The sequence below is a fragment of the Pantoea sp. BJ2 genome (assembly GCF_040255075.1).
Taxonomy (GTDB): domain Bacteria; phylum Pseudomonadota; class Gammaproteobacteria; order Enterobacterales; family Enterobacteriaceae; genus Pantoea; species Pantoea leporis.
On the sequence record NZ_CP158294.1, the window covers coordinates 140,158 to 162,624 of the forward strand.

A 22,467-nucleotide genomic window follows, 5' to 3' on the forward strand; every position below is an offset into this window, starting at 1 on the left:
TAAATCTCCACAGGCTCAGCTCAGGATGCAGACTTTATGTTGGTGACTATGACAGATAAAGATCTTTACCGGCTCGGCATCATTCAGCGCGTTCACGACCACACTCTGTTGCAGCGTGAAGCTGCTCGCCTTCTTGAACTTACCGTTCGTCAGGTGCAACGTGTTTTACAGCGTTATCGTGAACACGGCGCGACGTCGGTTGTTTCTGCCCGCCGCGGTCGTCCCGGCAATAACCGCATTCCCGAAGATTTACGCTGCGCTGCTTTGCAGCTGATCCGGCAACACTATGCGGATTTTGGTCCGACGCTGGCCACAGAGAAGCTTCTTGAACGACACGGCATCCCGGTTTCCGTTGAGACAGTTCGTAACTGGATGATCTCTGACGGACTCTGGCGGCAACATTCACGGCGTCAGGTTCACATCTATCAGCCGCGACACCGTCGCGACTGCCTCGGCGAACTTATTCAGCTGGACGGCTCACATCATGCCTGGTTTGAGGATCGCGCGCCGAAGTGCTGCCTGCTCGTGTACATTGACGATGTCACTGGCCGCCTGATGCACCTTCGCTTTTGTGACTCTGAGTCTGCGTTTGATTATATGACGGCCACGCGTGAATACATTGTCTACGAGAAAGCCAGTAATTGACGATCCTTCAGTTGCAGATTTTGCCTGACGGAGAAGTTTATCCCAATCATCCGGAGCATGGCCCGCGTTCAGCATCCCGGTAAACACCTTATAAGCACCCGTTTTAGAACCATAGGCACGTAGCGTGTCAAAGCCATTCACCCAGCCAATCACAATGGTTTTGTGTTCAGCACTGCAACGATAAAACAGGCGAAATTGCTGCAAAAATTTTGCACGGAACCAGTGTTTATACTCATTGCCAAGCGTACTCCCCTGACGGAACTGCGCGTGAAGAGGATCGGCAGCGATACGCTCTTCAATGACTTGCTCGATAGCTTTCAGGAGCTTTGTTTCTTTCTTCCGCTGATACTCATCCGGTTTGGGTGCCTTTAGCTCGGTCACAGTTTGCGCAAGCTGACCAATTTGCTCTAGAAAGCAGTTGTGAAAGCATATTTTCCAGCCGTTAATCTCTAAAACATCCATGCAACCTCACTTACACTTTAGTCGTCTGTAAGCGGCGCATCTAAATCGACTTCAACTCCGGCAGTCAGCGCTTTAATACCTGCCCAGAACGCTTTCGGCACCTGATGAATATTCTGCGGATTTTTTATCATGTCGTTTTCGAGAAAAGTGAGAAACTGTGAGATTACAGCATCGTCCTGCTCTTCTTCTTGCCGGGACATGATGACTTTTCCGCCAGCCAGGAGTGTATAGTGGATATACTCACCTGGCTTCAGATGCAGGGCATCGCGTATTGCTGCCGGGATCGTGGTCTGGCTGCGTTCGGTGAGCCGTGACTCAGCGCGCAGTGATGCGTCCGCCATATTTAAGTTAGTTGCCATCGGTGTACCTCTTTACTTCCATCCCTCAGCGTAAGGGGGCGAATATGCTTCGCCGGAAGATTTATTCCATCGCTACCCAGCACACTATCCAGGACAGTGCTTGGATTACCAATCCGCTAGGATTTACACATTGTGAGTGATTTTATGCTCGAACAGGAGAATAATAATGCACGCAAATAGAGTGTGAGTCCATAAATAGTAAGGCTTGGCCACGCTTTATTTACAGTCACGCTTAAACGTCTCAGTCGACCTGTCTAAACATCCCCCTGTCCGATCATAGGTTAAACAGCGGCTTTTAAGGCGAAAGGCTTAGGGCATTGTTCTTGCACAATGCGCGCAGCGATTCAAACGATGTGACGCTATATGTGAGCATGCCATATTGCTTCAAGCAGGATCCATTGCGCCGGATATTACGGCGGTCGGTGAACCGCAATGATATCCGGCGGGCACTGAAGGGTTGTATGAGCTGGAGCACAAACTCGAATTGGAAATGATTGATATTGTTTTAAGGTAGGCAGCAACCGTTCCATGGTCACAGTAGGTGCGCCGCAGTAGTCGAAGATGCCGATGTAGATCATCAAAATTATGTAAAAACAAGTTGTTTTCTTAAATGCCTATTAGCCCAATGCGGGACAACAACGGTTTTAAAGACCCATTTGTAGGCAATGTTATGAAATCATTGAAAAAACTGCCGGAGTGGGTTTAGATGTTTGAGTTTGAAGTTAAGGCACGAATCCAATCTTTAAACTTGTGCCTCTGGAGATGATCAGCACGATAAACTTCTGGATGGTAGTTTGAAGCTCATTGGGACGCCACCCTGACACATCACTAACTCGCCCTCGGTTCCAAGGTAGAAACCCTGTATGCCGCCCTATTCCCTTCTCCCCAAGAACATCTTCAAATACTTCACCGTTCTCGTTATAGATCCGAACCTCACCACCGCGAATCAATGGACCTGCCCAAATCTTTGCGCCAGGTATTGTTTGCATATCATCACAGACAAGATGATCGTACCAATTGAGTAAGAAGAGATAGGTTCTGCTTATTATCCCTTTCCTGTGTGCGCTAGGCATGGTGAAGGCACCAGCAACTTGATAGCACTCAATACGGCTGCCAGTATCGACAAAGCTATAATCTCTAAGCCCTATTCTGGCCGCAACAGTATTTTTTGAGTAGTCAATCAGAGTGGACTTAAGTAGGGTTTGAATGATTTCCTGCTCATTTTTACCATCATCTTCGAGATCGAGAATTTCTGTACTTAATCTGGCTTCGCTTACTCTTGAGCCAACTTTTTCGATAACGATATAGCGACGGATCTCGTCTTCGAAAGGCGGAAGGATTTCATGCTCAGAGATTTTGAAGAGGAAACGAGACGCTAGAAGATAGCCACAACGAATAAAGCGAGTGTCTCCCGGATGAGGCCACTCGCTTAGATCTTTTGAATATCTTAATATTAGTGTAGGAGCCATTTCTCAGTAGAATCAGTAGCTTTATCATTGCTATGAATTCTACCATTGATGTCAAAGAAACGACGAATAGAATGTTCAATGACCTCTGCGAACATCTCCATATCTTTGGCTAGCTCAGGGTACTGCTTAGCAGGTTTAACAAGGAAGCGAACGCGACCATCCAAAAGAATTGCTTCTGCTAACGGTTTTACAGTTGCGTCAGCATTCTCAACATCGTCCTTGAAAGTTACGATGAAGTGAAGATCTTCAGGCGCAGTGATCCCTTCATTATCGAGAGTACGCACCTCAAGCATGTGTTGCTTCATAGTATGTGTCGCGATAACGCTCGTATGATCACGGATTGTCTGAATTGAACGTTTTGAGTTCAGTGCGTCATGCATGTTTCCACCTTAGCCGAGTGCTATGCAGCAATTTCGGCGACCCCCAATCTGGGGATTTAGAGGCTACGAGTATGCTTCGTAGGTCTAGATAATGGGTTGACGCATCCGTCAACTGTATAGCAAATCTACGCAATACGACTGTATTATGCAACCACAAAAGTGGTAAAACCCTTTTAAACACTAGGTAAACGTCGCCTTTAAGTGGTGTCGAGATGCCGCTGTGACAACGTGATTTAATGTGACCTTTTACCCCAGTGGCACCACGTAGTTCCCTTTACATTTTGTGAAAGAACTTCACGTTTCGTTTCTTGAGTAAGCTGATCGCCATGGCTCACGTAAATGGGATTTGCTGCATAACGGTATGTCTCCTTTTCCTGTATTCGCCTCTCCGCTATCTCTTGGGAATTTCGCTTCTCAGTAGATGGGGATGTTGTGAATCACGGATGAGAAAGTAATGGCTGTTCCTCCTATACATTTGGTGAACTGCCGCAGCGTCATGCCCTGCTGACGCGCATGTTCGAGCATCGGGGCGAAACGTTCGCGCCGCCTTAGATGATCGAGGATATCTGGCACGGCTTCATCAAGCGCATGCTGAGACCAGTCATAATCCATGGTATTGGATAGATGAGTCAGGGTTGCCAGCGGATGATGCAACTGCCAGCAACCCATCTGCTTCTTTTTGTGATGCACCAAGCACCGGTTTCAGACCGGGTAGCACTTTCAAGACTCAGTTGCGCGCCCATGCGCAACTACACGGTCCTTGATATGCGCATAATATGCCTGAGCAGCCGCCAGGCTCGGCTTTTCAGAGGCAAAGATTGCGTCAGCATGTTGTGCAGCAAGTTCGGTAAATGCCCCGGCTCCACCCGTCTGAATAGGCCTTGTGGTGAGCGTGGAAGGTTCAGTGGATCCTGTACGTTAAACCATTCGTTACTATTGTGGGTGAAATGGATTTTTCTTGCATTGGCATAAATCCCGTTCAGCCGATCACCGACAATTGCGTCAGGTTCCTAGCTATCCCACCAGCTACATAAGGTCTCGATGAAAGATTCGGCTTTATGATAGCGCTGCTCATGGCTCATTTGACGCTTACGAAAGGCCATATTCTGCGGGCTCAAGATTAGCATTTAGAAGATTTACATAGGACGCGTTGAACGCGCCAATCTGACTCTGCAGGATCAGTTGGTTAAAGAAATGCGGCTGGAGGACATCTTCGGCATTGATAACACTAATGTCTGGCTTGAGACATTCATCAGCGAATTCAACCGCCGCTATGCCAGACCGGCCAAATACCCAAAAATCTGTACCGCATCGTCTCGGAAAGCGGCCCGGAGTTGGATGATATCTTCGTTTGACAGACGCTACGCACGCTCTCAAAATCACTGTATTTCCAGTACGATAAGATTTTATATCTGGCTAAGCCTACGTAAGAAAACTCACGCATTGCCGGCGAGCAAATCCTTGCATTTGATTACCCGGACGGCACGCTCGCTTTCCGCTACGGCAGCAGAATTCTGGAATATCAGATGTTCGACAAGCTGGAGTGCGTCAGTCAGGGGCGCATCGTTGACAATAAAAGGCTCGGCGCAGTTCTGAAGTTGGCGCAGGAAAAGCAGGATGAACTGGAAGCTGCAGGAAAAAGGAAACGCAGCCGTCATATGCCTAAAAGACGGGCGCAGATTCAGGAACAATTTAGGGCAATCAATCCGGTGCTGGCTGATCCGTCACTTTTCAGATCCAGTCTGAAAAAATGAGCTCTCTGCCCTTTCGTCTTCATCTGAAAACGGCAGAAAGTGACATTAATAAATGGGAAATCGGGGTGATATTATCAACAGGGAAAGTCATGGATTATTACTCCAATGTTACTCCAAAACGCTAATATCGTACGCAACTACTCACAGATGTCGTCTCTGAACTAGCCTTAAATCTCTACAAGCTCAGTTTAGGATGCAGACTTTATATTGGTAACTATGACAGATAAAGATTTATACCGGCTCGGCATCATTTAACGCGTTAACGACCAAATTTTGCTGCAGCGTGAAGCTGCCAGCCTTCTTGAACTTATAGTTTGTCAGATGCAAAGTGTTTTACGGCGTTACCGTGAATACGGTGCGGCGTCGGTTGTTTCAGCCCGCTGCGGGCGTCCCGGCAAAACCGCATTTCCGAAGATTTACGCTGCGCTGGTTTGCAACTGATCAGGCCACACTATGAGGATTTTGGTCCGACTCTGGCCACAAAGAAGCTTCTTGAACGGCACTGCAACCCGGTTTCCGTTAAGAGAGTCCGTAACTGGATAATCTATGTTGGACTCTGAGCACGCCTGAAGCAGCTAACGTATTAGCCGCTGGGTTCATGGCAGACTGTTACCAGCGTATTACGGAAGATCCCGGCATGATTCCAACGTTCACCAGGCGCTTGATGCAAGCTATAGACTAGATTTGATATTTACATGGCGAGAGTCGAGACGTGACGAAAAATTGCTCAAGTTCAGTATGATAAGATGCACTATTTGCTTAATGACATTAATGTTCCGCGCAGGTTACAAAGCGTGCGAACAGCTTGGGCTCTTTCATTCGGGCTGAAACATTTGTTTGCTTTCGAGTGAATATCCAGCGGATGTTATACTTGGTGAATCTCTATGAACCAGGGTTTAAGCACTTAGGCTGATGGCGCGGCAAGTGGCAGCATAAGTTCTGGCTGTCAGGGTTTATGAATATTTACTATCATTTTTTTAAAGTAAATTTTTGAATGGCCTCTGTGGTTATCTCCTCCAGAGAGTTAGGTGTTAGCACTAAATGATAATTATTGAAAACTGCTCTAACGTCACCGGCCTGTATAGACACTTTTGCTTTACGGAGTACGCTGACAGACTTACCAATCCATATAATTAGAACAAATACATTCCGGCTGATCTCCGGCTCAGAATTTAAAATTATTTTGGCATATGCATAGGTTATCTCATCATCTTTGATGCTCGCTCTGAATTCCCTGAACGCATTATCCCCTCTGAAAAACAGAGGGTCTGTATATTCATTGCCTCTTAACAAATTGATACTGCAAACAGTCACATCATTGCTGACATCTCTGACTTCGTTATAAGCAGACTGTATTTCAGCAGAATGAATATCTGGCATGTCGACGTCCCGTTTAAGTGAATATAATAAAAGTTTAAAAGCCTCCTAGAATTTTACTTTCTTTTTTTTGCATTATCGTTTCTGATTTTTAAAGAAGTTACTCGTTCTTAATAGTTCCGCGTAGGGCTCCAACGGAGGCGCTCATAACGGAAGTAATCCGGCACTACACTAGGGCCCGTCCAGTGACGGTCCTGGATGCTCATTTTTTCCTGTCACACATATAGGTCCTAATATCAATTAGCTTCTTTTCATTTGATCTGCGAGTGATCTGCGAGGTCCAAAATTTCTGGCGAAAAGATAATCAGGTACATATATGTACTCTACGCAGTAAGCCCTGTAACGACGCGCTCCAGCTGATTTAACAGCGAGTTGCTTTTGAGTCATCAACCTGAGTAAGATTTTATCGATGGTATACGTATTATTTTCACGCATTATCGCATTGAAACTACGGTAGCCCTAAGAACGGAAATTCCAGTCAAATAATATTTTATTTCCATGGTAACGTTTGAATCAGCTATGACGACACAGCTCGCAGCTGGATAAACAAGGCGGCAACAGTACGTGACAGTGTCACTTCCTTCGCTTGCCCATGACACAGAAAGGTTCATGAAGTCTTTTGCGATTTACCTCATGCAGCGCCAGTTACCGGTGAAAGTGCTTCAGACGCTGATGGGCCGCCAGGATACTAAGCCTAAAAAAAAGCATACACGAGTATTCGCTTTGCATGTAACCCGCCCGCTCGGGAGCCGATTTTCATTGGGCACCGGTGAGGCGAGATCGCTTCTCGGCTCGCTGCGCTGACGCCTGATTGAATCCCTACACTATCTACCAAAATGCACGCTACCCTCATGGTGAATATCGGGTAAGAAGATTTTTTTCAGAAATGCATTTATTCAGTGACCTGTGCGCTTTTTTTGTCCTGGCCGCTAAAAACAATCAGCCAATTCATTCTGCCATCAATATTTAAAGCCGCGCGTCGCTATATACTGAAATACGGAAAACCTCTTGCAATGTACATCAACATGAGAAGAGGAAGCGAATCAGCATAGTTTACACATTCATTAAATTGAGAGGATAAAATGCCAATCACTAACGTCACACAATACCTAACATCTTTTTTCTCTGAAAAAGAAACCCAGTCACCTAAAAATGAATTTCTTGGTGTAATCCATTACATACAGGATGCATTTCCTGGGAAAGAGTCACCATGTTATCTCCGGGGAGCTTTGCAAGGTGAAGGGGTTATATCTTCCTATAACAGCAATAAAGATGATAACTATCTTTATTCGTTAAATGCACAGACTTGCGTAATCGCAACTTTATACAATCATAACAATCGCACTGGTGCTGTTATTCATTTTGATCATAATATATCACATCTTATTGATGAGGCTGTTAATACTGCGATTTGTGAGTTGAAAAAAAATAGTGAAGGAACAATAACATCAACTCTTTCTGGTGGGGTCTGGTTTATGGGAGGTGATAGTATAGGAGATCCTGTAAAAAACTCGCTTGTAAAAAATCACATTAAGCCCTCATGGGATCAATGGTCATTTTCTCCCTGTACAGAGCATAACTATGGAGTAGTACTGAATCTGGAAAATGGTAAGGTTGATATTTTTGAACACTCCATGGGGCTGCTTGAACAATTTCAGACACCACTATTAAAGGACGCAACAATATATAAAAATGATGATAAGCCAGAATACAAAAGAGCCAGGGATTTTATGACCCGCTTCAAACAACCAGCAATAACCGAAAAAGCAAATGGCCCCATATTTACTGATGCGACTATTAATGAAGAAATAACGGATAACCATATCCATAATTTTCGCTTCCCTATCCATCACATTATCTGACGATGCTAGAAGTGAATCCATACCTTCATATGTAAAATAAATCGCATTTTGCAGCAATAAACATGCTGTTGTCCCGGGTAAAAGCATGGGCACGCCCACCACAGTTGGGACGTGCGCTGCGTAATATGAGCATCAAACTTATCTTTGACAACAGCCGCCAGGCAAGACGCGCGTTGAGCGCGCCACAGACGATACAGGACCAGCGGGTCACTCCCCACACCGTGCGGATAGACTTCAGCCTGAATGAATACAATTTTTTGTAAGCCACCTTACTCTGCCGGATGATAACGATTTGCTGGCTTAAAGCTTTATTGATCTCGTGGCAGAGAAATTCCACTCTGTCATTCAGTAGATGGTCAGGCGCTACTCACGCAGAAATTATATTTATAAACTCATCCTACTACTGGGCGCCGTTGACATTGATGACCAAGATAGCCTGCTCATTCTTGACAGCCTGCAGGAAAAGTCCGCGGGCTGCCTCAAGCCGGGCTTTATCATTTTGGATATGTTTAAGAGGCGGGTCATCCGTGAACTCTCTAAACGTGAGTAGCTGCTGCTGGAAAGTTATGTGGCGTGCCAATGGCCAGATTTTGACGCGGCATATGATGCATTTACGATGTTATCGCGCGCAGTCAAGGGAGCTGATAATAAGAGGGCGGTATGCTGACCAGTAATCTGCCACACCATTATACGGCACAGCGTCGGCAACACATCAAGCTTAAATCCCTTCCACTATAGTGGCTATAGCTGCCTCAAAGCCCCATAACCTAATGCTCCTCTACAATGTACATTTCGATAAAGCTACCATCCGAATATCGGATTTTTTATCTTTTATATCAGAAACCTCTTCAATCGACACACGGTTGGGCGAATTATAATTTATTTTGAATTTTGTATTTCTAGGATATAATACTTCTTTCTCATGTTTTTTATTAGAAAAACTAGAAATATCAATTCCTGACCAACCTTTAACGATAACTAATGTGGAGCACACTTTTGGGGATGTAAATCCCTGAGCAATTTCTTCTGATGCAGAGGTTGAGAGGTATGCTTTATCAGAAACAATTTCTCCTTCTTTTTTATTTTCATAAGGATTGAAACCTTTTAATCCCCTATATGTTATTTTTAGCTCCTTTAAGTGAATGTTGTCTTTAAAGAAACGGTCAATATCCAAGCGTGACTGCTCAAGTGGAAGGGAAAGTTCTTCACCCTTTCGGAGGGAATTGTTTGTTTTTTCGTAATGCAAACTATATCTATAAATGGCATCCCTAGTTGAGGGTGACAATACCAGCCCTTTTTCGATATGAGATTTTGCTAAAATCAAACCATAATTTTTATAATCAACATTGTTATCGAGTTTTGGAGGCGCTGAAAGTGGAAGCGGTGGTGGTTGACTCGAATCCTGTCGGGCGAAGATTAACTTCTGCCCCATTGAGCCATGATGACTTGATTCATGTAAGCTATAGGGTATTGTAAATTGTACTGAATTAGATTGATTAATATTTATCATGTAAAAAATAACTTTGAAAATGATCCAACAATCCTATCTTATAAGCAAGATTAGAACATGATGAAAACCCCAAAATCCCTGATTATAATTGTTCCTTATTTTCAATCCGTTAGGAGTGACGCACCCCGCAATTATCATGCTGCAATTAACCATAAAATAGCAAATCGTCCTGAAAGACTGCTAGTACTTAAGGTAGCGGCGCCATGACAATTTATTATGATGAATCATATATTTGTCTTGCTGCTCAGCTTATTGGCAATGGGGCTCTCAGTAATCAGGATAATCCCGATCAGCAGGTGACGTTTATTGATGACTGTACTTTCATGGATGTTCAAACTTCCGTAGACGGAATGCCGATATTTAAGTGCGATGCATTTCTGCGTACCATTGCTTAGAACCACGTCGCTTTAGTCTTCTCATCCGGGACTACTTAATCTCTTAACTCTGCAGGAGTTTCAGATTATACCGATTATGGCCAGCTGACCTCGCCATTTACGTTTGACAATGAAGCCAGCAGTAATGATCTCGGGATGCTTGCAAATCCTTCAGCGACAAATCAGACTCTCCTGGCCTGCTGGGGTGCAGACAGTAGTGATCAGATTTTTCAAGTTGTTGTAAACGCTGAGGGCTTTGCGTCTCTGTGTCTCTGTGTCTCTGTGTCTCTGTGTCTCAATGTTAACCTCGATAATAATGTACCCCGCTTTGTGTGACTGATGATAAAATCTCTTTGATGGTAACCCTAATCACATCGCCGCGACCTGGCAGACTGCGCAGTCATAAAGTGACAACACTAAACTTGTATTACAGGTCAGTCTATATGTTGATGGCAGCCCGATTACGTCCTCCATCACTTCGCCGGCAGCTTATTTAATAGCACTGGTACAGTCTCAGACTCCTCTTACGGTTGGTAACGCAGCGCTGGACTCACCAGAACTTGAAATACAAGCCCCCTTTTCTGGCATGCTTGCAGCCGTAAGAATCTGGTCTGAATGTCTGAATGTCTGAATGTCTGGATTCAGCACAAATCTCTTCTGCTTAGTCAGAGGGCCGGGCATTCACTCAAGGTGCGTTACTATCCTCATGGTGGTTTGATGAAACCTTGGGGAAAAATGTCATTAACTCCTCAGGTGATCTCGACGTATTAGTTACGTACAGTGATCTCTGGTGCACTTTCCTGCTTACCTCCGTACTTAGCATCTATGCTAACGGTATCCTTTTACCCAGTACGTTATTTGGTCGTGCTCCGGATATTGCTCAGGGTTGTACCATAGGCGGAGCTGCTGACAGTTTTGGTGCACTCACGGGACAATTACAGGAACTGCGTCTCTGGTCAGCAAAACGAACCCAGCAGCAACTTGTGCAATCCATGTTCCACCCATTAAGTGGCAGCGAAACAGATTTAGCCGCTTACTGGCCTGTGAACGATACACTGCCGATTTGACTGGCAGTGGAAATAACGGAAGTGCCAGCAATCCTCAATTCATACTGTCTGATGCCCCAGTGTCTAATGAAGGCCCAGCCATACGAAATATTTATGGTGGCCCTGTAATGGCTTTCCACGATGCCTTAAGTGGCACACCTGCAGTGGCTGAATTTGGACGGTTGCTTCAGGGACAGAGCTCTTCATCAATTGGCGCCGCCATGAGTCGTGCATATCTCTATTTCAGTGGAGGTGACCCTGACCCGAAATCCTGCTCCATTCAGAAACAGAATTCCGGCATGATGATAACTCCCCTGAGCGGAGGTTGTGCCGATGGAAAAGTCACGATTCACCGAAGAGCAGATTGTCTTTGCCCTGAAGCAGGCTGAGCGGGGTACGTCCGTGCCGGAAGTCTGCCGCAAACTGGGCATCTCCGACGCCACGTTTTATATCTATGGACTACCTCTGTTTTGCAAGCACTGGGTCAGGTTTAGGTTGTTGCTAACATCTATCCGGCATCAGGAATATGCCTGTGCCCAAATGGGAAATCCGCACACAGTCGCCTCAACACTTGGACGGTCTCAGGGACCAGTATAAAAATCAGGTTCCGACTGTGCAGGTGCAACCTGTTACCATTTTCAGTACGCTGCAACTTTCATCAGGTAAGCCTTAATTCAATGCGGGTTGATATTCAGTTTCATGCCGTAGGATCGACCAGATAATCCGGGCGTTTTTGTTTGCCACCGCGACAGTAGTCTTATTGAAACCCCGTCGTTCTTTTAACTGATTAACCCATTGGTTTAGAGAACCATCATTGTTATTTGTTGCTACCCGGACAACTGCGCGGGCTCCGTGAATTAAAAGTGTTCTTAAATGTTTATCGCCTTTCTTAGTGATGTTCATCAGCACCTGTCTGTCTCCGCTCGAATGCTGCCGCGGGACAAGTCCAAGCCATGCCGCAAAATGACGGCCGTTTTTAAATTCCTGACCATTACCGATCGCAGCAACAACAGCTGTAGCCGTTTTCGGGCCGATCCCTTTAACTTTGGCTATGCGCTGACATTCTGCTGATTGCCTGAACACAGTTTCGATCTCCTTATCAAAAAAATTGATCCGTTTCTCAAGATCTATGAAAAGCTCATAAAGTTCAGCAATTGTCTTTCGCATTCTTATGCTTAATCCATTTTCACCATCTTCAAGTATTAATGGAACAGCACGGCGGGCTCTGGACATCGCCGTACCAATTGAGATGCCGCGATCAAGTAAAAGCCCTCGTATCTGGCAGATTGTTGCAGTACGGTGATTAACTATACGTTGTCTGGCCCGATGTAACGCCTGTATATCCTGCTGTTCCGGGCTTTTCGGGGGGACAAATTGCATTGTTGGTTGCATCAGTGCCACCGCGATTGCCTGTGCATCATTGCCATCGTTTTTTTGTCCGCGAATAAAAGGCTTAACATACTGGGGACTGATGATTTTCACTTTATGACCCAGTTTTTCAAATTCCCTTTGCCAGTAAAATGCTCCCGTACATGCTTCAATACCAATCAGGCAGGCGGGTATATTGACCAGCGTCTGAAGTAAAATTTTTCGCTCAACACGCCGGGTATAAACCGGCTTGCCTGCCTGATTCAGTCCGCAAAGTTGGAAAACATTTTTTGCCAGGTCGATGCCCATAAATGCGATGTTCATAGTCACACTCCTGCTGGATGAATTATGTTCAGTTAAGCGCAGAGGGAAGAGGTAGTCCATCCCATTACCTGGCGCAAAAAATACGGCGGGATTTCTCCTTCAGAACTGAAGCATATGCGGCAGCTCGAAGAGGAAAACCTTCGCCTGAAGAAGCTGGTTGCCGAGCTGAGCCTCGACAAGGCCATGCTGCAGGACGTGCTGGCAAAAAAGAGCTGACGCTGGCAGGCCTGCGCGAATGGGTCAGGGACTTACAGACCCGCTACGGTGCCAGTGAAAGACAGGTCTGCTTTGCGCTGCAGGTCAGCCGCAGTTCGTTCCGCTACCGCTCCGTTGCGGCAGACGACAGCGCGCTGCGACTGCGCATCAGGGAGGTAACCGAAACCCGCGTGCACTATGGCTACCGCAGGGTTCACGTCATGCTGAAACGGGAAGGCTGGCGCGACAATAACAAGCGTGTCTACCGGCTCTACCGTGAGCAGGGGCTGCCGCTGCGGCTTAAACTAAATTAATCCTCAGATAGGTCGGCGTTATCAGCCTGTTAATGACGGGGTCGCTATCGTTGAATCATTGGTTGCTGACCTTTATGCTCTCACCATGCCCTCAACCGGTGCAATGATTGGAAAATTGCTCTACCAGATCTTTCACAGCGGCCACAGCGAAATGTCCTGACGTTCCGACTCATTCCGGGATATGTCAAAAACGGATCGCTTGATGGAAAAAATGGGTGTGCTAATAATCCTTCTTATCCAAATGCGGACTTCGAGCGCGGAAGCTATTACAAACCTGAAAAAGCAGGAATGCTAAGAATAAATATCATCAGTGAACAAGCCGCACCTCAGGCTTATTATGATCAGTTCAGCGAGTCCGCAGGACAAACGTTTAACGCCGATATTTCGCCTGCAGCGTCACAGCAGTTTTTCGCCCCCACTACACAGACGGCGAAACGTGGGCTCGTTAATGACTATGTTTGGGATGCCCGGGTCGGTCTGGTAAAGAATGAAGCACAGTCACAGCCCACCTTTGGTCGTAAATTTACCGGAGCGGGCAAGTGGAGGTTTATGGGTGGCGTTCACGCAGAAGATGAGTTCACATTCTTAGGTGGAGTGTATGGCGGCCTAGACACTTTATTTGGCGGAGGAGCAAAGGTTAGCGTAAGCCGAAGTGAAATCTCGGGGCAAGTATTAGGTATGACAGCCGAAGTACTAAGAGAACCTTTCATTCTCTCCTACACTGGAGGAGATACCAATGACGGCTATTCATTGTCTCTCGCGCCAAGCAAAGTTTTAGGTTATCGGTTCAGTTCTTTCTGTCTTCCTCCCGATACGCAAAACGGCAGCATACTCCTGTCGCAGGTCATCGACCCTGTGTAGTTACAGAACAGTGATGACCCTAATACGATTGCGCTATGAGGAGAGAATTTTGCAACACAAAGTCCTTGGCAGGTTTTAAATCGCGCCAGTTACGTTTCACGGGTTCCCCCTGGACCGGATGCCTCTCCGCAGCAGAACGGACAGGCGGCGTTAGACCTGACATTTAACATTGAAGACAACATGTTGATTAATCAACTCGTAGGAAATGCCATTTCGTAAGGTCCGTTTACTCCTCTTACAATCGGGGCTGCACTGCAAAAGGTGCTTATAGCTCCGGAAGATTCTGCTTCACAGTTAGGTGCACTCATACCCCTGGTGGGACGGTTTTATTAAAGCCGCTTCAGCTAGTCCTGCATCTGAGCCGACCTCATGCTAACGAACATTCAGCAGAACTACCATCCGCAGATCCCATACAGTGTGGAGCAATTGGTTTTACGCCACTACCAAATACTGAAAATATAGCCAACCCGGTGTCTTTTCCTCTCGATTGCAAGCCAATATAACCTAAATTACCGTTAATGAACGGTATACTGCATTGCATAAAAGAACCCTCTTTCTTATGGAGAGTTTTCTATATATCTTTTCCCGAATCTTGCTTATATTTGCTTGTAACATTGGAATAATCAGAAACTCCGCAGAGTTTGCAATACTTGTTATCAGTAACGAACTGGCAATTTAACCTAAAACGACTATTTGTTTTAAACCCATTCCACTACCCTTTTCATAAAGATTATTGAGGACTTAACTCATACCTGGAGCCCTTCTACCCTTTACAAAGTTACGACAGATATTCTTAGAAGGGGCGCTGCTTATCGCCATCACATACACACTCAACGACTCCTCGCAACTTAATTAAATAAATTTGCTGGCAAAGCTTTATGCTCTGGCAATATAATCAAGCTCAATAAAAGCATGAAATGTCGCTGGAATGGATTTTGAAATTAATGTGCTTTCTCAATATTATAGAAGGATATCAGATCCTATTATGCATTCTCGTAAAGATATATACCAGGTTTAGTACAATGTAATACTTCATGGCTATGCAGTGCATGTGTTCGTTTTAACAGTTTAAGAATTGATAAGCTTATGATCTCAAGAAAATTTTAATATTTCAACCATGGCAAGAGTGCTTACTTTAAACATTTCGGATTAGCCATTTCAAACGCTGCTGAGACTTGTTTTGAAAGCTTCAGCTATTTTGGATATGTCAGGGTCAGTAAGATTTGAGTTAATAGTTAGCCTGATTAACGCTTTGTTTTTTGTTGTGGCTGGATAACAAAAAACGGAACCATGTACACCTTTTAACTGCAGCTTATTTTGAAGTTTTTGTACTTCGGGTTCGCTACCCACTTCAACAGCGATAATTTGTTCTGTTCCGCTGGACACATGGTAACCTAAATGACTTAATCTCTCTCTTAATTGTCTGGCATTTTCGTGTAGACGTTTTCTTTTCATGTCGGCATCTATCACTGCGGGAACTGCATTAATGAGCCATGCCAAATCGTGGCTCATTAATGCGGAGCTAAATATAGACGGGTAAGACTCGTGAAGAAAGTATTCTTTAAATTCAGACGTGCAGGTTATCAATCCTGCTCTGCCCGCAAACCCCTTAGCCAGGCTAACAGTGATGAAATCAATATTTTGATTGAGCTTTAATCCATTAATCACGCCTCGTCCTTCAGGACCGTGCGTCCCTGCTGAGTGAGACTCGTCAACCACTAAAATACAGTCTAATTCATTCGCTAATGCCGCAAAATCATTTAATGGGCATAGGCTTCCGTTAGTACTGTAAACTGAGTCGACAACAATAATGCCCTGCCCATATTGCATTATTTTTTTTCGCGCACTTCTGGCATTATTATGTGCAAATACATAGGATTTGGCGTTAGCCAGACGTACTCCAGCATGAAATGACATATGAGCTAATACATCAATATAAACTGGAATTGTTTCATCTGCTAACGTCTGAATTAATCCCGTATTCGCAGCCCAGCCAGACTGGCAAAGAATAGTATCATTAACATTAAAAAAAGCTGAAAATTCCCTTTCTACTTTGGACTGAAGGCTGTTCTCATTAAGAAATACAGATGACATCAGCATGTCATCTGCGGATATATCATCGGGTTTTAATTTCAGAGACTTATCGCTCCTGAGACAAAGGTAGTCATTACTCGTCAGAAGCAGGCCTTTAGATAATTGGGATTGAATCTTTAATAAGTGCACACCTCCCCACTCATTAAAGAATCGGTCCTGATAATGTTCTTTCATTCTTTTTTTTAGAAAATGGGGAAGTGGTTTGTGTGTCATACATCACCATAGTAAAGAAGTTTCTACCTAATATAGTCACACAAATCAGGTAACTGCCTCGTCATTTTTAGTACTAATCTGTCAAAAATCAGATGTTACTTGTATAGGAGATATTTTTTGTTTGTTGAGCAAGGTATTAGCTCGTTCTTAAAGTGTTGATCTAACCCAATCAAAAACGTATGTTGTAACTACCCTCACCCACGGTTTAGGCTTCCCTTTAGGAACGAAAAATCGCATCTGCTCCAATGATTGGGAGAATGTATTTACAGAGCCAATGTTTGAAATGCTATGTTATCCGTTATTTAATGATGCATATTCTGTTGATTCCGGCCAGTGATTACGGCAATTATGACCAGCTTCCCGCGCCGGCGTTTTCACTACTCCGATTGTACCTCTTACTCACCTTCAACAGGCTGATGATCACCGTGCTTCCCCTCTGATACGGAGCTTGCGTCTCATTCAAAAGATCCCATTCCTGCTGGGTTTTTAACGTCTCAGGCTTCCAGTCGTTAAGGATAAGCAATTCCTCTTTTTGACAGCTACAGCAGCTATTGCTGATAGCTGCCGTCTCCGTGCCCCACGTTGAGAACATAAAACAGACGTGTTAGTCGGTAATAGTCACCTGCTTATGCTGTGATGACACACCTGTCAGTGCGCAGGCAACATACGTCTGCCAAATCCTTATTAACACGCTCTCATATCTTTGCACATACCCTACCGTTAGCCGCTACGACTACAACGGACGGCTCAGTCCCCTATCTGCCCGGTAATCAACCCAAGGGGCAGCGTATACAGTCGTAGCCGTTATTCGAAGCTCAGCGATTACAGGGTGGCCCTGCTGTTAAAGTGCAATGCCCATGTGCTCGAACTGCAGGGCGCATATTTGTTCCAGCAGCTTACTGTTAATGGTGTTATCCTAAGTAGTACTACCCTGCGTCGCGAAGACTACTGTGTTCAATCTTGGCCCCATCCGACAGACATCAGGTGTTCTGCCCAATAGTCTTCATCTGTACAAGATCACCTCCCGGCTGGTGTGATTTCATGCCTCTTTGCGCCATATTCGCGAATTAGACTGTGCAGATCCAGGGAGGCCTTGTAACCTTTCACATATGCGAGCTAGCATGCTGTGCAGCTTTCCATTTATAACCAGCGGATATCACCAGCCAGCAGTTGCCTGAAAATCGCTAACTCTTCACAACATCCTGCCATTAGCGCAGAATGATATTTCCTGAGCACACGAATTTGCAGCCTTGATAACCTGACCATGTTTAGTCCCTGTTGACCAAGCCAGGTTAAAGCGTAATACCTCAAATCCAGACAGATTGGTAGTGGCTTTTTTGAAACTTTTCATGTACACCTAAAAGCTGGTTTCGCTCTCAGAAAACTAAGGTTATACAGCAAAATTGGCATCATTTATGATGTTTTGATGAATGGTTATTCATTCAAGAAAAAGCAATATAAACAATTTTATATTAATCCTCTTAATTACTTTAAAGAGGAATTATTACGTTCCGAGTAGATTTACAATCAAATTAACAAAAATATAGTCGCTATTTCAATGTTTGAGTTGGTTCTATTGTATCTTATAGGGCACTATTAACAGATCATGAATATCCCTATATACATGCCAAGATTGCCTCTGCAAGGAAAATAAATAATTTTGACGAAAGAAAACGATTCAGCGGCAAATTATTTAAAACACCATTACTTGTGATAAGAAGAACGTCCAGCCCAAGTGACAAATTTAGAGCTGTCGTGACATTGATAGTGAGTGATGAATAAGTGGCAATCGAAAACCATTTGATCGACCTTCAGCCTAAAGATGGGGATTTTATCACATGTGAACATTCTTTGAATTCGCTTAAAAGCGAAAAAATTAATGATCACCTCAGTAAACGTATTAGGCTACGGCATCTGACCATAAATGTAATCAGAGAACTACCTCTGGACTCAAACTATTAGGGCAATATTATAAGATAGTCATCCAAAATCGGTTAATCATATTACAGTTGTAATAAGTAACGTTTTATATTAATTAAACTGTACTGAACATGTTACAGAGTTCATGTCGTTAAATATGAGGTTCATTCAATACTCATAGAGAATAAAACTCAGGATTGTAAGACTCAATACCTACCTGTAAGCCTCACCAATATATACCCAACTAAAATATTTCGCCATTTATTTCTGATTAATTAACAAATCAGCATATGACTACATTTTACATCCCCATGAGCATCAAATGTCGATGAGAGAGGGTTTCCGATGATTTCGCATGCGAAATGTTGATATTTATTTCGACCTTTTGCCTCGTTTCATTCAGGCAATATTCTCTACATCCATCAAAAAATGGTGCCTTCCCAAAGTAAAAATCAATAACTGTTGTGATCCCTTCCAATTGTAAAATTTAGGACTCAAACATCGTAGTAAAAAATTATATTAAAATAGTGGTGATGTTAAGATTTATTTATGTACTGAAAACAAGACTTAGCATTAAATTTTGAATAACTCCTTTAAATCGTCATCTATAACTACCTACACTAAACATTTTGACAAGAAATGGCAAAATTTTACATTGGTGAAAATTACAGTGGAAACTGTTAATCATATTATTGTAAATTACTCATTAATAAGTGGGAAGTAACATTACTCACATCCTGCCGCTTTTTATAACGTTATAAATCTTACTTCATAAAATTTTCATAGTAGAAACTTTAAAGAAGCTTTTAATCAAATTTTTTATAGTGTTCTTATCGATCATATATCAGGGGAAAATTCATAATTAATGAAAGTCGGTTATACTTTATACTAAAATAGTATGCATTTCGGAATGATCGCCAGCCAAATTTATAAAAAGGACATAAGGGTGAAATTCGTTTTAAGTGGACTATGGGTATGCCTTTCATGCTTAATAATCATTTTATTTACCGTTAAAGGTTATTACTTCGGCTATCATTGATTAGGTCGATCATAAATAAAATGAAAACGATAGAACATACAAGGCACATGCGTTCAAACTCCGTTTTTAACATGGTAAAAGGTACTACTATTCTATGCACACAGAAAAATTACGGTCACTCATATTTAGAAATTATGAAACTAACCCACCAAATTAGCTTAACTTGTCATTATGAACACCATGGGTGGATTGACGAAGTCATCACTTTAGAATGACCATGTAACCCCCATCGATGCTGCACTATCAGAATATCCATCCTTACCTAACTGTTGAGAAAAGTAACCTGATACCGTGGCATTATTATTAATACGCCCCTCAAGGCCCACCTTAAGCTCACCAATATTTTTACTCCCCGGCTCACCTATCTTTTCATCATTCATCTTAATCGAATTTGACTTAGTATTGTGCAACCAGTTTGTCTCAACAAAGGGTTTGAAATCCCGCGATTTACCATCATCAATAGAATTATGCGTTTTATAGTATGCTTTTATACCAGCTTTAAATGTCATAAGATTGCTATTGACAACTGTTACTTTTGTATCGTTTTTTTCCACATGTTCATCAGCAGTGATTCCATTCCAGGATATTTCAGTCTTGGGTTGGATAAACCAGGTAGATTTGTCGCTTATTATAATTGGATAAACATAGCCATTTTCAAAGGTTGAAATGAAACCTGATGATCGGTATTTTTCATCATTAAGACTTTTTCCCTGCACGCGATTTTTGAACCATCCATATTGAAGTAAAACATCAGAATAGAACCCCTTCTCACTTGAACCTTCAGCAAACCATGTTCCATAAAGACCAGCTGTATAACCTTCAACGTTATGTTTTGCATTAAATTCAGTAAATTCAGATACGGTATTACCCTGGCTATTACCGTAACCTGCAAGTATACCTGCTTGCCATTTGCCATCGCTACCAGTAAGCCCACTGGCAATGTTTCCGCCAATCAATGCTGTATATCTGTTCGATTGTGTTTTAAGCTGACCTGAACCACTGGAACTCCTGTTATGCCCCCCACGCTGAATTAACCAGAGACTGGAAACTTTCTTTTCACCTGTGAAAGAATCGACATAATGAGTCTCACCTGAACGTACATTTAGTGGCGCATCGAACATTGTACGAGCCGTCCGTAAATTCGAGAGATAGGCCCCTGCCTCAGGACGAATGACTTTTACAGGTCTTATTCCAGGTGGAGTGCCTGGATCTGGGTTACCCGGATCCGGATTTTCCGGGTCAGGATTGCCTGGATCTGGATTGCCTGGATCCGGGTTTTCCGGATCTGGTCCTGGGTCTATCACACTAGCTTCACTGGTTAAATACCAATTTTGATTTTTTCCATCCTTTCCGCGCACTAAAGAGTAATCATAGGCACCTGCAACAATACGGCCTTCCTGGAGAAATTGGCCTGCTGATACCCCGCCTACAGATATCAGTTCAATGCCATTAATTGTCTCATTTCCCGCCCCACCAATGTTTTCTACCTTAACGCGTGAGGTACCAGAAGTATTGCCCTGAACGTTCATTTTATCAGTGACTGAGTTATCATCACTTAATTTGGTACTAAATATAAGAAGGCCATTATTACCTTCATAATCCCCCGTTAAATTTAAGACTCCACCCGGGGTGGCGCCACCTATTATAACTGTACCTCGATTACTTAACGATGACAGTGTCTGTCGGGTACCATTTAGTGACAAAATTGCATTATCATTTACGTTATAAGTCGACTGTGGACTAAAGGCACCATCCACACCGGCAATTAATTCACCGCCATTAACAAGGGTACTCCCCTTGAAATTATTGACTGCGTTCAAGATCGTCGTACCGGAAACTACATTTACCAAATTACGATCTGAAGTCTCAGGCGCGCTAATAGCATTATTAAAAACATAATCCTTTGCGTTGTGATTAAAAGATAACGAGCCATTTACAAGGACTATGTCATTATTTATGTAACCCGGTGCAACTGGCAGATCAGAACCGGGAGCGCCAATAGTAATACTGCGAGTAAAAGTGAAATGTGGCCCATTCAGACTACCACCTGTAGAGACTATGACATCTCCATTTAGCATTGAGCCAGAGGCTGACGTGATTGAATCATTAACAGTAGCTCCATTTTGGATGAGCAGTTTAGCCCCAGCCTGCAAATCAAAATTTCTGTCAATGGCTAACAGGGCTCCATCATCTACATTTACAGTACTGCCATTTAAAACTGTAAACTGCCCGCCCCGATCCAAAACGGATGTTCGAACATTCAGCACTGAATCTTTACCTGTGATGTTCAAAACGCTTCTGTTTTGAAGGCTAAACCCGTTAGTAGTTATTTTCAAAGAGGGCGCATCAACATGTGCACCATTTGATATATTTAACGTGCCATTCCCATTTAAACCAAGATAGAGACCACCAGGTGTCCTGGTACCTGAGTTAAATTCAAAATCGAGTATCGTGTTCGGACCCGAAATATTCAATATGCCATAGGTGCCAGAAGCACTACCCAATGTAAGATCACCTATAGTAGAAGTTCTGCTACTGATTGTGTAATGTGTGCCTCCATCCATTGAAACGGTGGCCGACGGCATTTCAGGTGTACCCTGGACAGATCCACCTACAACAGTCAATGATGCCCCTTTAACCGGGCCCGAATTCTCATAAGATTCAATATTAGTATCACCAGTTGCTACAACAGCAGCGTGCGCCTGATAAGACAAACAAGTAAGTGCAGCAAGGATGTTCATTTTGAATCGCATTAACGCCCCCAAAGGTATCCGATGGCCATGCTAAAACATTAAAATCATTCAAACTGAACATTATCACAAGCGTTAAAAAAACAACTAAGCCACTCTTTTTTAAAAAAAAACCGGAATTTTATTTGGAATAGCACATCATTGATGCGTT

General features: G+C 43.6%; 12 protein-coding genes and 5 pseudogenes. 7 read left to right on the top strand and 10 right to left on the bottom strand.

Features of this window, described 5'->3' with window-relative positions:
* Positions 1-48 precede the first annotated feature (48 nt).
* Positions 49-621, top strand: a pseudogene (locus AAF463_RS23985) (helix-turn-helix domain-containing protein); the annotation flags it as partial.
* A gap of 30 nt (positions 622-651) precedes the next feature.
* Here the strand turns inward: AAF463_RS23985 and AAF463_RS23990 are convergent.
* The 5 genes and pseudogenes from AAF463_RS23990 to AAF463_RS24010 all read right to left on the bottom strand — a co-directional run.
* Positions 652-1,107 (bottom strand): annotated as a pseudogene (locus AAF463_RS23990) (type II toxin-antitoxin system YhaV family toxin); the annotation flags it as partial.
* 17 nt (positions 1,108-1,124) lie between these two features.
* A complete protein-coding gene (locus AAF463_RS23995) occupies positions 1,125-1,466 on the bottom strand; it encodes a type II toxin-antitoxin system PrlF family antitoxin (protein ID WP_350262733.1) in 342 nt (113 codons plus the stop codon).
* Positions 1,467-2,188: 722 nt separating this feature from the next.
* Positions 2,189-2,935, bottom strand: a complete 747-nt coding sequence (locus tag AAF463_RS24000) for a hypothetical protein (RefSeq protein ID WP_350262734.1) — start codon at positions 2,933-2,935, stop codon at positions 2,189-2,191.
* A complete protein-coding gene (locus AAF463_RS24005) occupies positions 2,920-3,315 on the bottom strand; it encodes a hypothetical protein (RefSeq protein WP_350262735.1) in 396 nt (131 codons plus the stop codon). The genes AAF463_RS24000 and AAF463_RS24005 overlap by 16 nt, the downstream gene beginning before the upstream one ends.
* 414 nt (positions 3,316-3,729) lie before the next feature.
* Positions 3,730-4,005, bottom strand: a complete 276-nt coding sequence (locus tag AAF463_RS24010) for a hypothetical protein (protein WP_350262736.1) — start codon at positions 4,003-4,005, stop codon at positions 3,730-3,732.
* A gap of 453 nt (positions 4,006-4,458) precedes the next feature.
* Here AAF463_RS24010 and AAF463_RS24015 point away from each other — a divergent pair.
* Positions 4,459-5,069 (top strand): annotated as a pseudogene (locus tag AAF463_RS24015) (ISNCY family transposase); the annotation flags it as partial.
* 969 nt (positions 5,070-6,038) lie between these two features.
* Here AAF463_RS24015 and AAF463_RS24020 read toward each other — a convergent pair.
* A complete protein-coding gene (locus tag AAF463_RS24020; protein ID WP_350262737.1) occupies positions 6,039-6,449 on the bottom strand; it encodes a hypothetical protein in 411 nt (136 codons plus the stop codon).
* Positions 6,450-7,528: 1,079 nt separating this feature from the next.
* Here AAF463_RS24020 and AAF463_RS24025 point away from each other — a divergent pair.
* A complete protein-coding gene (locus AAF463_RS24025) occupies positions 7,529-8,308 on the top strand; it encodes a hypothetical protein (protein ID WP_350262738.1) in 780 nt (259 codons plus the stop codon).
* A 778-nt stretch (positions 8,309-9,086) separates the two neighbouring features.
* Here AAF463_RS24025 and AAF463_RS24030 read toward each other — a convergent pair.
* A complete protein-coding gene (locus tag AAF463_RS24030; protein WP_350262739.1) occupies positions 9,087-9,818 on the bottom strand; it encodes an ADP-ribosyltransferase in 732 nt (243 codons plus the stop codon).
* A gap of 203 nt (positions 9,819-10,021) precedes the next feature.
* Between AAF463_RS24030 and AAF463_RS24035 the strand changes: the two genes are divergently transcribed.
* Positions 10,022-10,213, top strand: coding sequence for a hypothetical protein (locus AAF463_RS24035; RefSeq protein WP_350262740.1), 192 nt, complete (start codon positions 10,022-10,024; stop codon positions 10,211-10,213).
* A gap of 1,358 nt (positions 10,214-11,571) precedes the next feature.
* A pseudogene (locus AAF463_RS24040) lies at positions 11,572-11,688 on the top strand (transposase); the annotation flags it as partial.
* A 219-nt stretch (positions 11,689-11,907) separates the two neighbouring features.
* Here the strand turns inward: AAF463_RS24040 and AAF463_RS24045 are convergent.
* A complete protein-coding gene (locus AAF463_RS24045) occupies positions 11,908-12,930 on the bottom strand; it encodes an IS110 family transposase (protein ID WP_350261167.1) in 1,023 nt (340 codons plus the stop codon).
* Positions 12,931-12,999: 69 nt separating this feature from the next.
* Between AAF463_RS24045 and AAF463_RS24050 the strand changes: the two are divergent.
* Positions 13,000-13,430: pseudogene (locus tag AAF463_RS24050) on the top strand (IS3 family transposase); the annotation flags it as partial.
* Between the two features lie 297 nt (positions 13,431-13,727).
* Positions 13,728-14,300 (top strand): hypothetical protein, encoded by a 573-nt coding sequence (locus tag AAF463_RS24055; RefSeq protein ID WP_350262741.1) that lies wholly within the window; start codon positions 13,728-13,730, stop codon positions 14,298-14,300.
* A 1,158-nt stretch (positions 14,301-15,458) separates the two neighbouring features.
* On the opposite strand, the gene cqsA is transcribed toward AAF463_RS24055, so the two are convergent.
* Both cqsA and AAF463_RS24065 read right to left on the bottom strand, forming a co-directional pair.
* The gene (cqsA, locus tag AAF463_RS24060) at positions 15,459-16,607 is read right to left on the bottom strand and encodes an alpha-hydroxyketone-type quorum-sensing autoinducer synthase (RefSeq protein ID WP_350262742.1); all 1,149 of its coding nucleotides are present in this window, start codon (positions 16,605-16,607) and stop codon (positions 15,459-15,461) included.
* A gap of 3,165 nt (positions 16,608-19,772) precedes the next feature.
* The gene (locus AAF463_RS24065) at positions 19,773-22,307 is read right to left on the bottom strand and encodes an autotransporter outer membrane beta-barrel domain-containing protein (RefSeq protein ID WP_350262743.1); all 2,535 of its coding nucleotides are present in this window, start codon (positions 22,305-22,307) and stop codon (positions 19,773-19,775) included.
* Positions 22,308-22,467: the final 160 nt, after the last annotated feature.

Coding starts and splice junctions, on each gene's coding strand:
- AAF463_RS23995 (WP_350262733.1), bottom strand. CDS start 1,466: ATGGCAACTAACTTAAATATGGCGGACGCATCACTGCGCGCTGAGTCA.
- AAF463_RS24000 (WP_350262734.1), bottom strand. CDS start 2,935: ATGGCTCCTACACTAATATTAAGATATTCAAAAGATCTAAGCGAGTGG.
- AAF463_RS24005 (WP_350262735.1), bottom strand. CDS start 3,315: ATGCATGACGCACTGAACTCAAAACGTTCAATTCAGACAATCCGTGAT.
- AAF463_RS24020 (WP_350262737.1), bottom strand. CDS start 6,449: ATGCCAGATATTCATTCTGCTGAAATACAGTCTGCTTATAACGAAGTC.
- AAF463_RS24025 (WP_350262738.1), top strand. CDS start 7,529: ATGCCAATCACTAACGTCACACAATACCTAACATCTTTTTTCTCTGAA.
- AAF463_RS24030 (WP_350262739.1), bottom strand. CDS start 9,818: ATGATAAATATTAATCAATCTAATTCAGTACAATTTACAATACCCTAT.
- AAF463_RS24035 (WP_350262740.1), top strand. CDS start 10,022: ATGACAATTTATTATGATGAATCATATATTTGTCTTGCTGCTCAGCTT.
- AAF463_RS24045 (WP_350261167.1), bottom strand. CDS start 12,930: ATGAACATCGCATTTATGGGCATCGACCTGGCAAAAAATGTTTTCCAA.
- AAF463_RS24055 (WP_350262741.1), top strand. CDS start 13,728: ATGCTAAGAATAAATATCATCAGTGAACAAGCCGCACCTCAGGCTTAT.
- cqsA (WP_350262742.1), bottom strand. CDS start 16,607: ATGACACACAAACCACTTCCCCATTTTCTAAAAAAAAGAATGAAAGAA.
- AAF463_RS24065 (WP_350262743.1), bottom strand. CDS start 22,307: ATGAACATCCTTGCTGCACTTACTTGTTTGTCTTATCAGGCGCACGCT.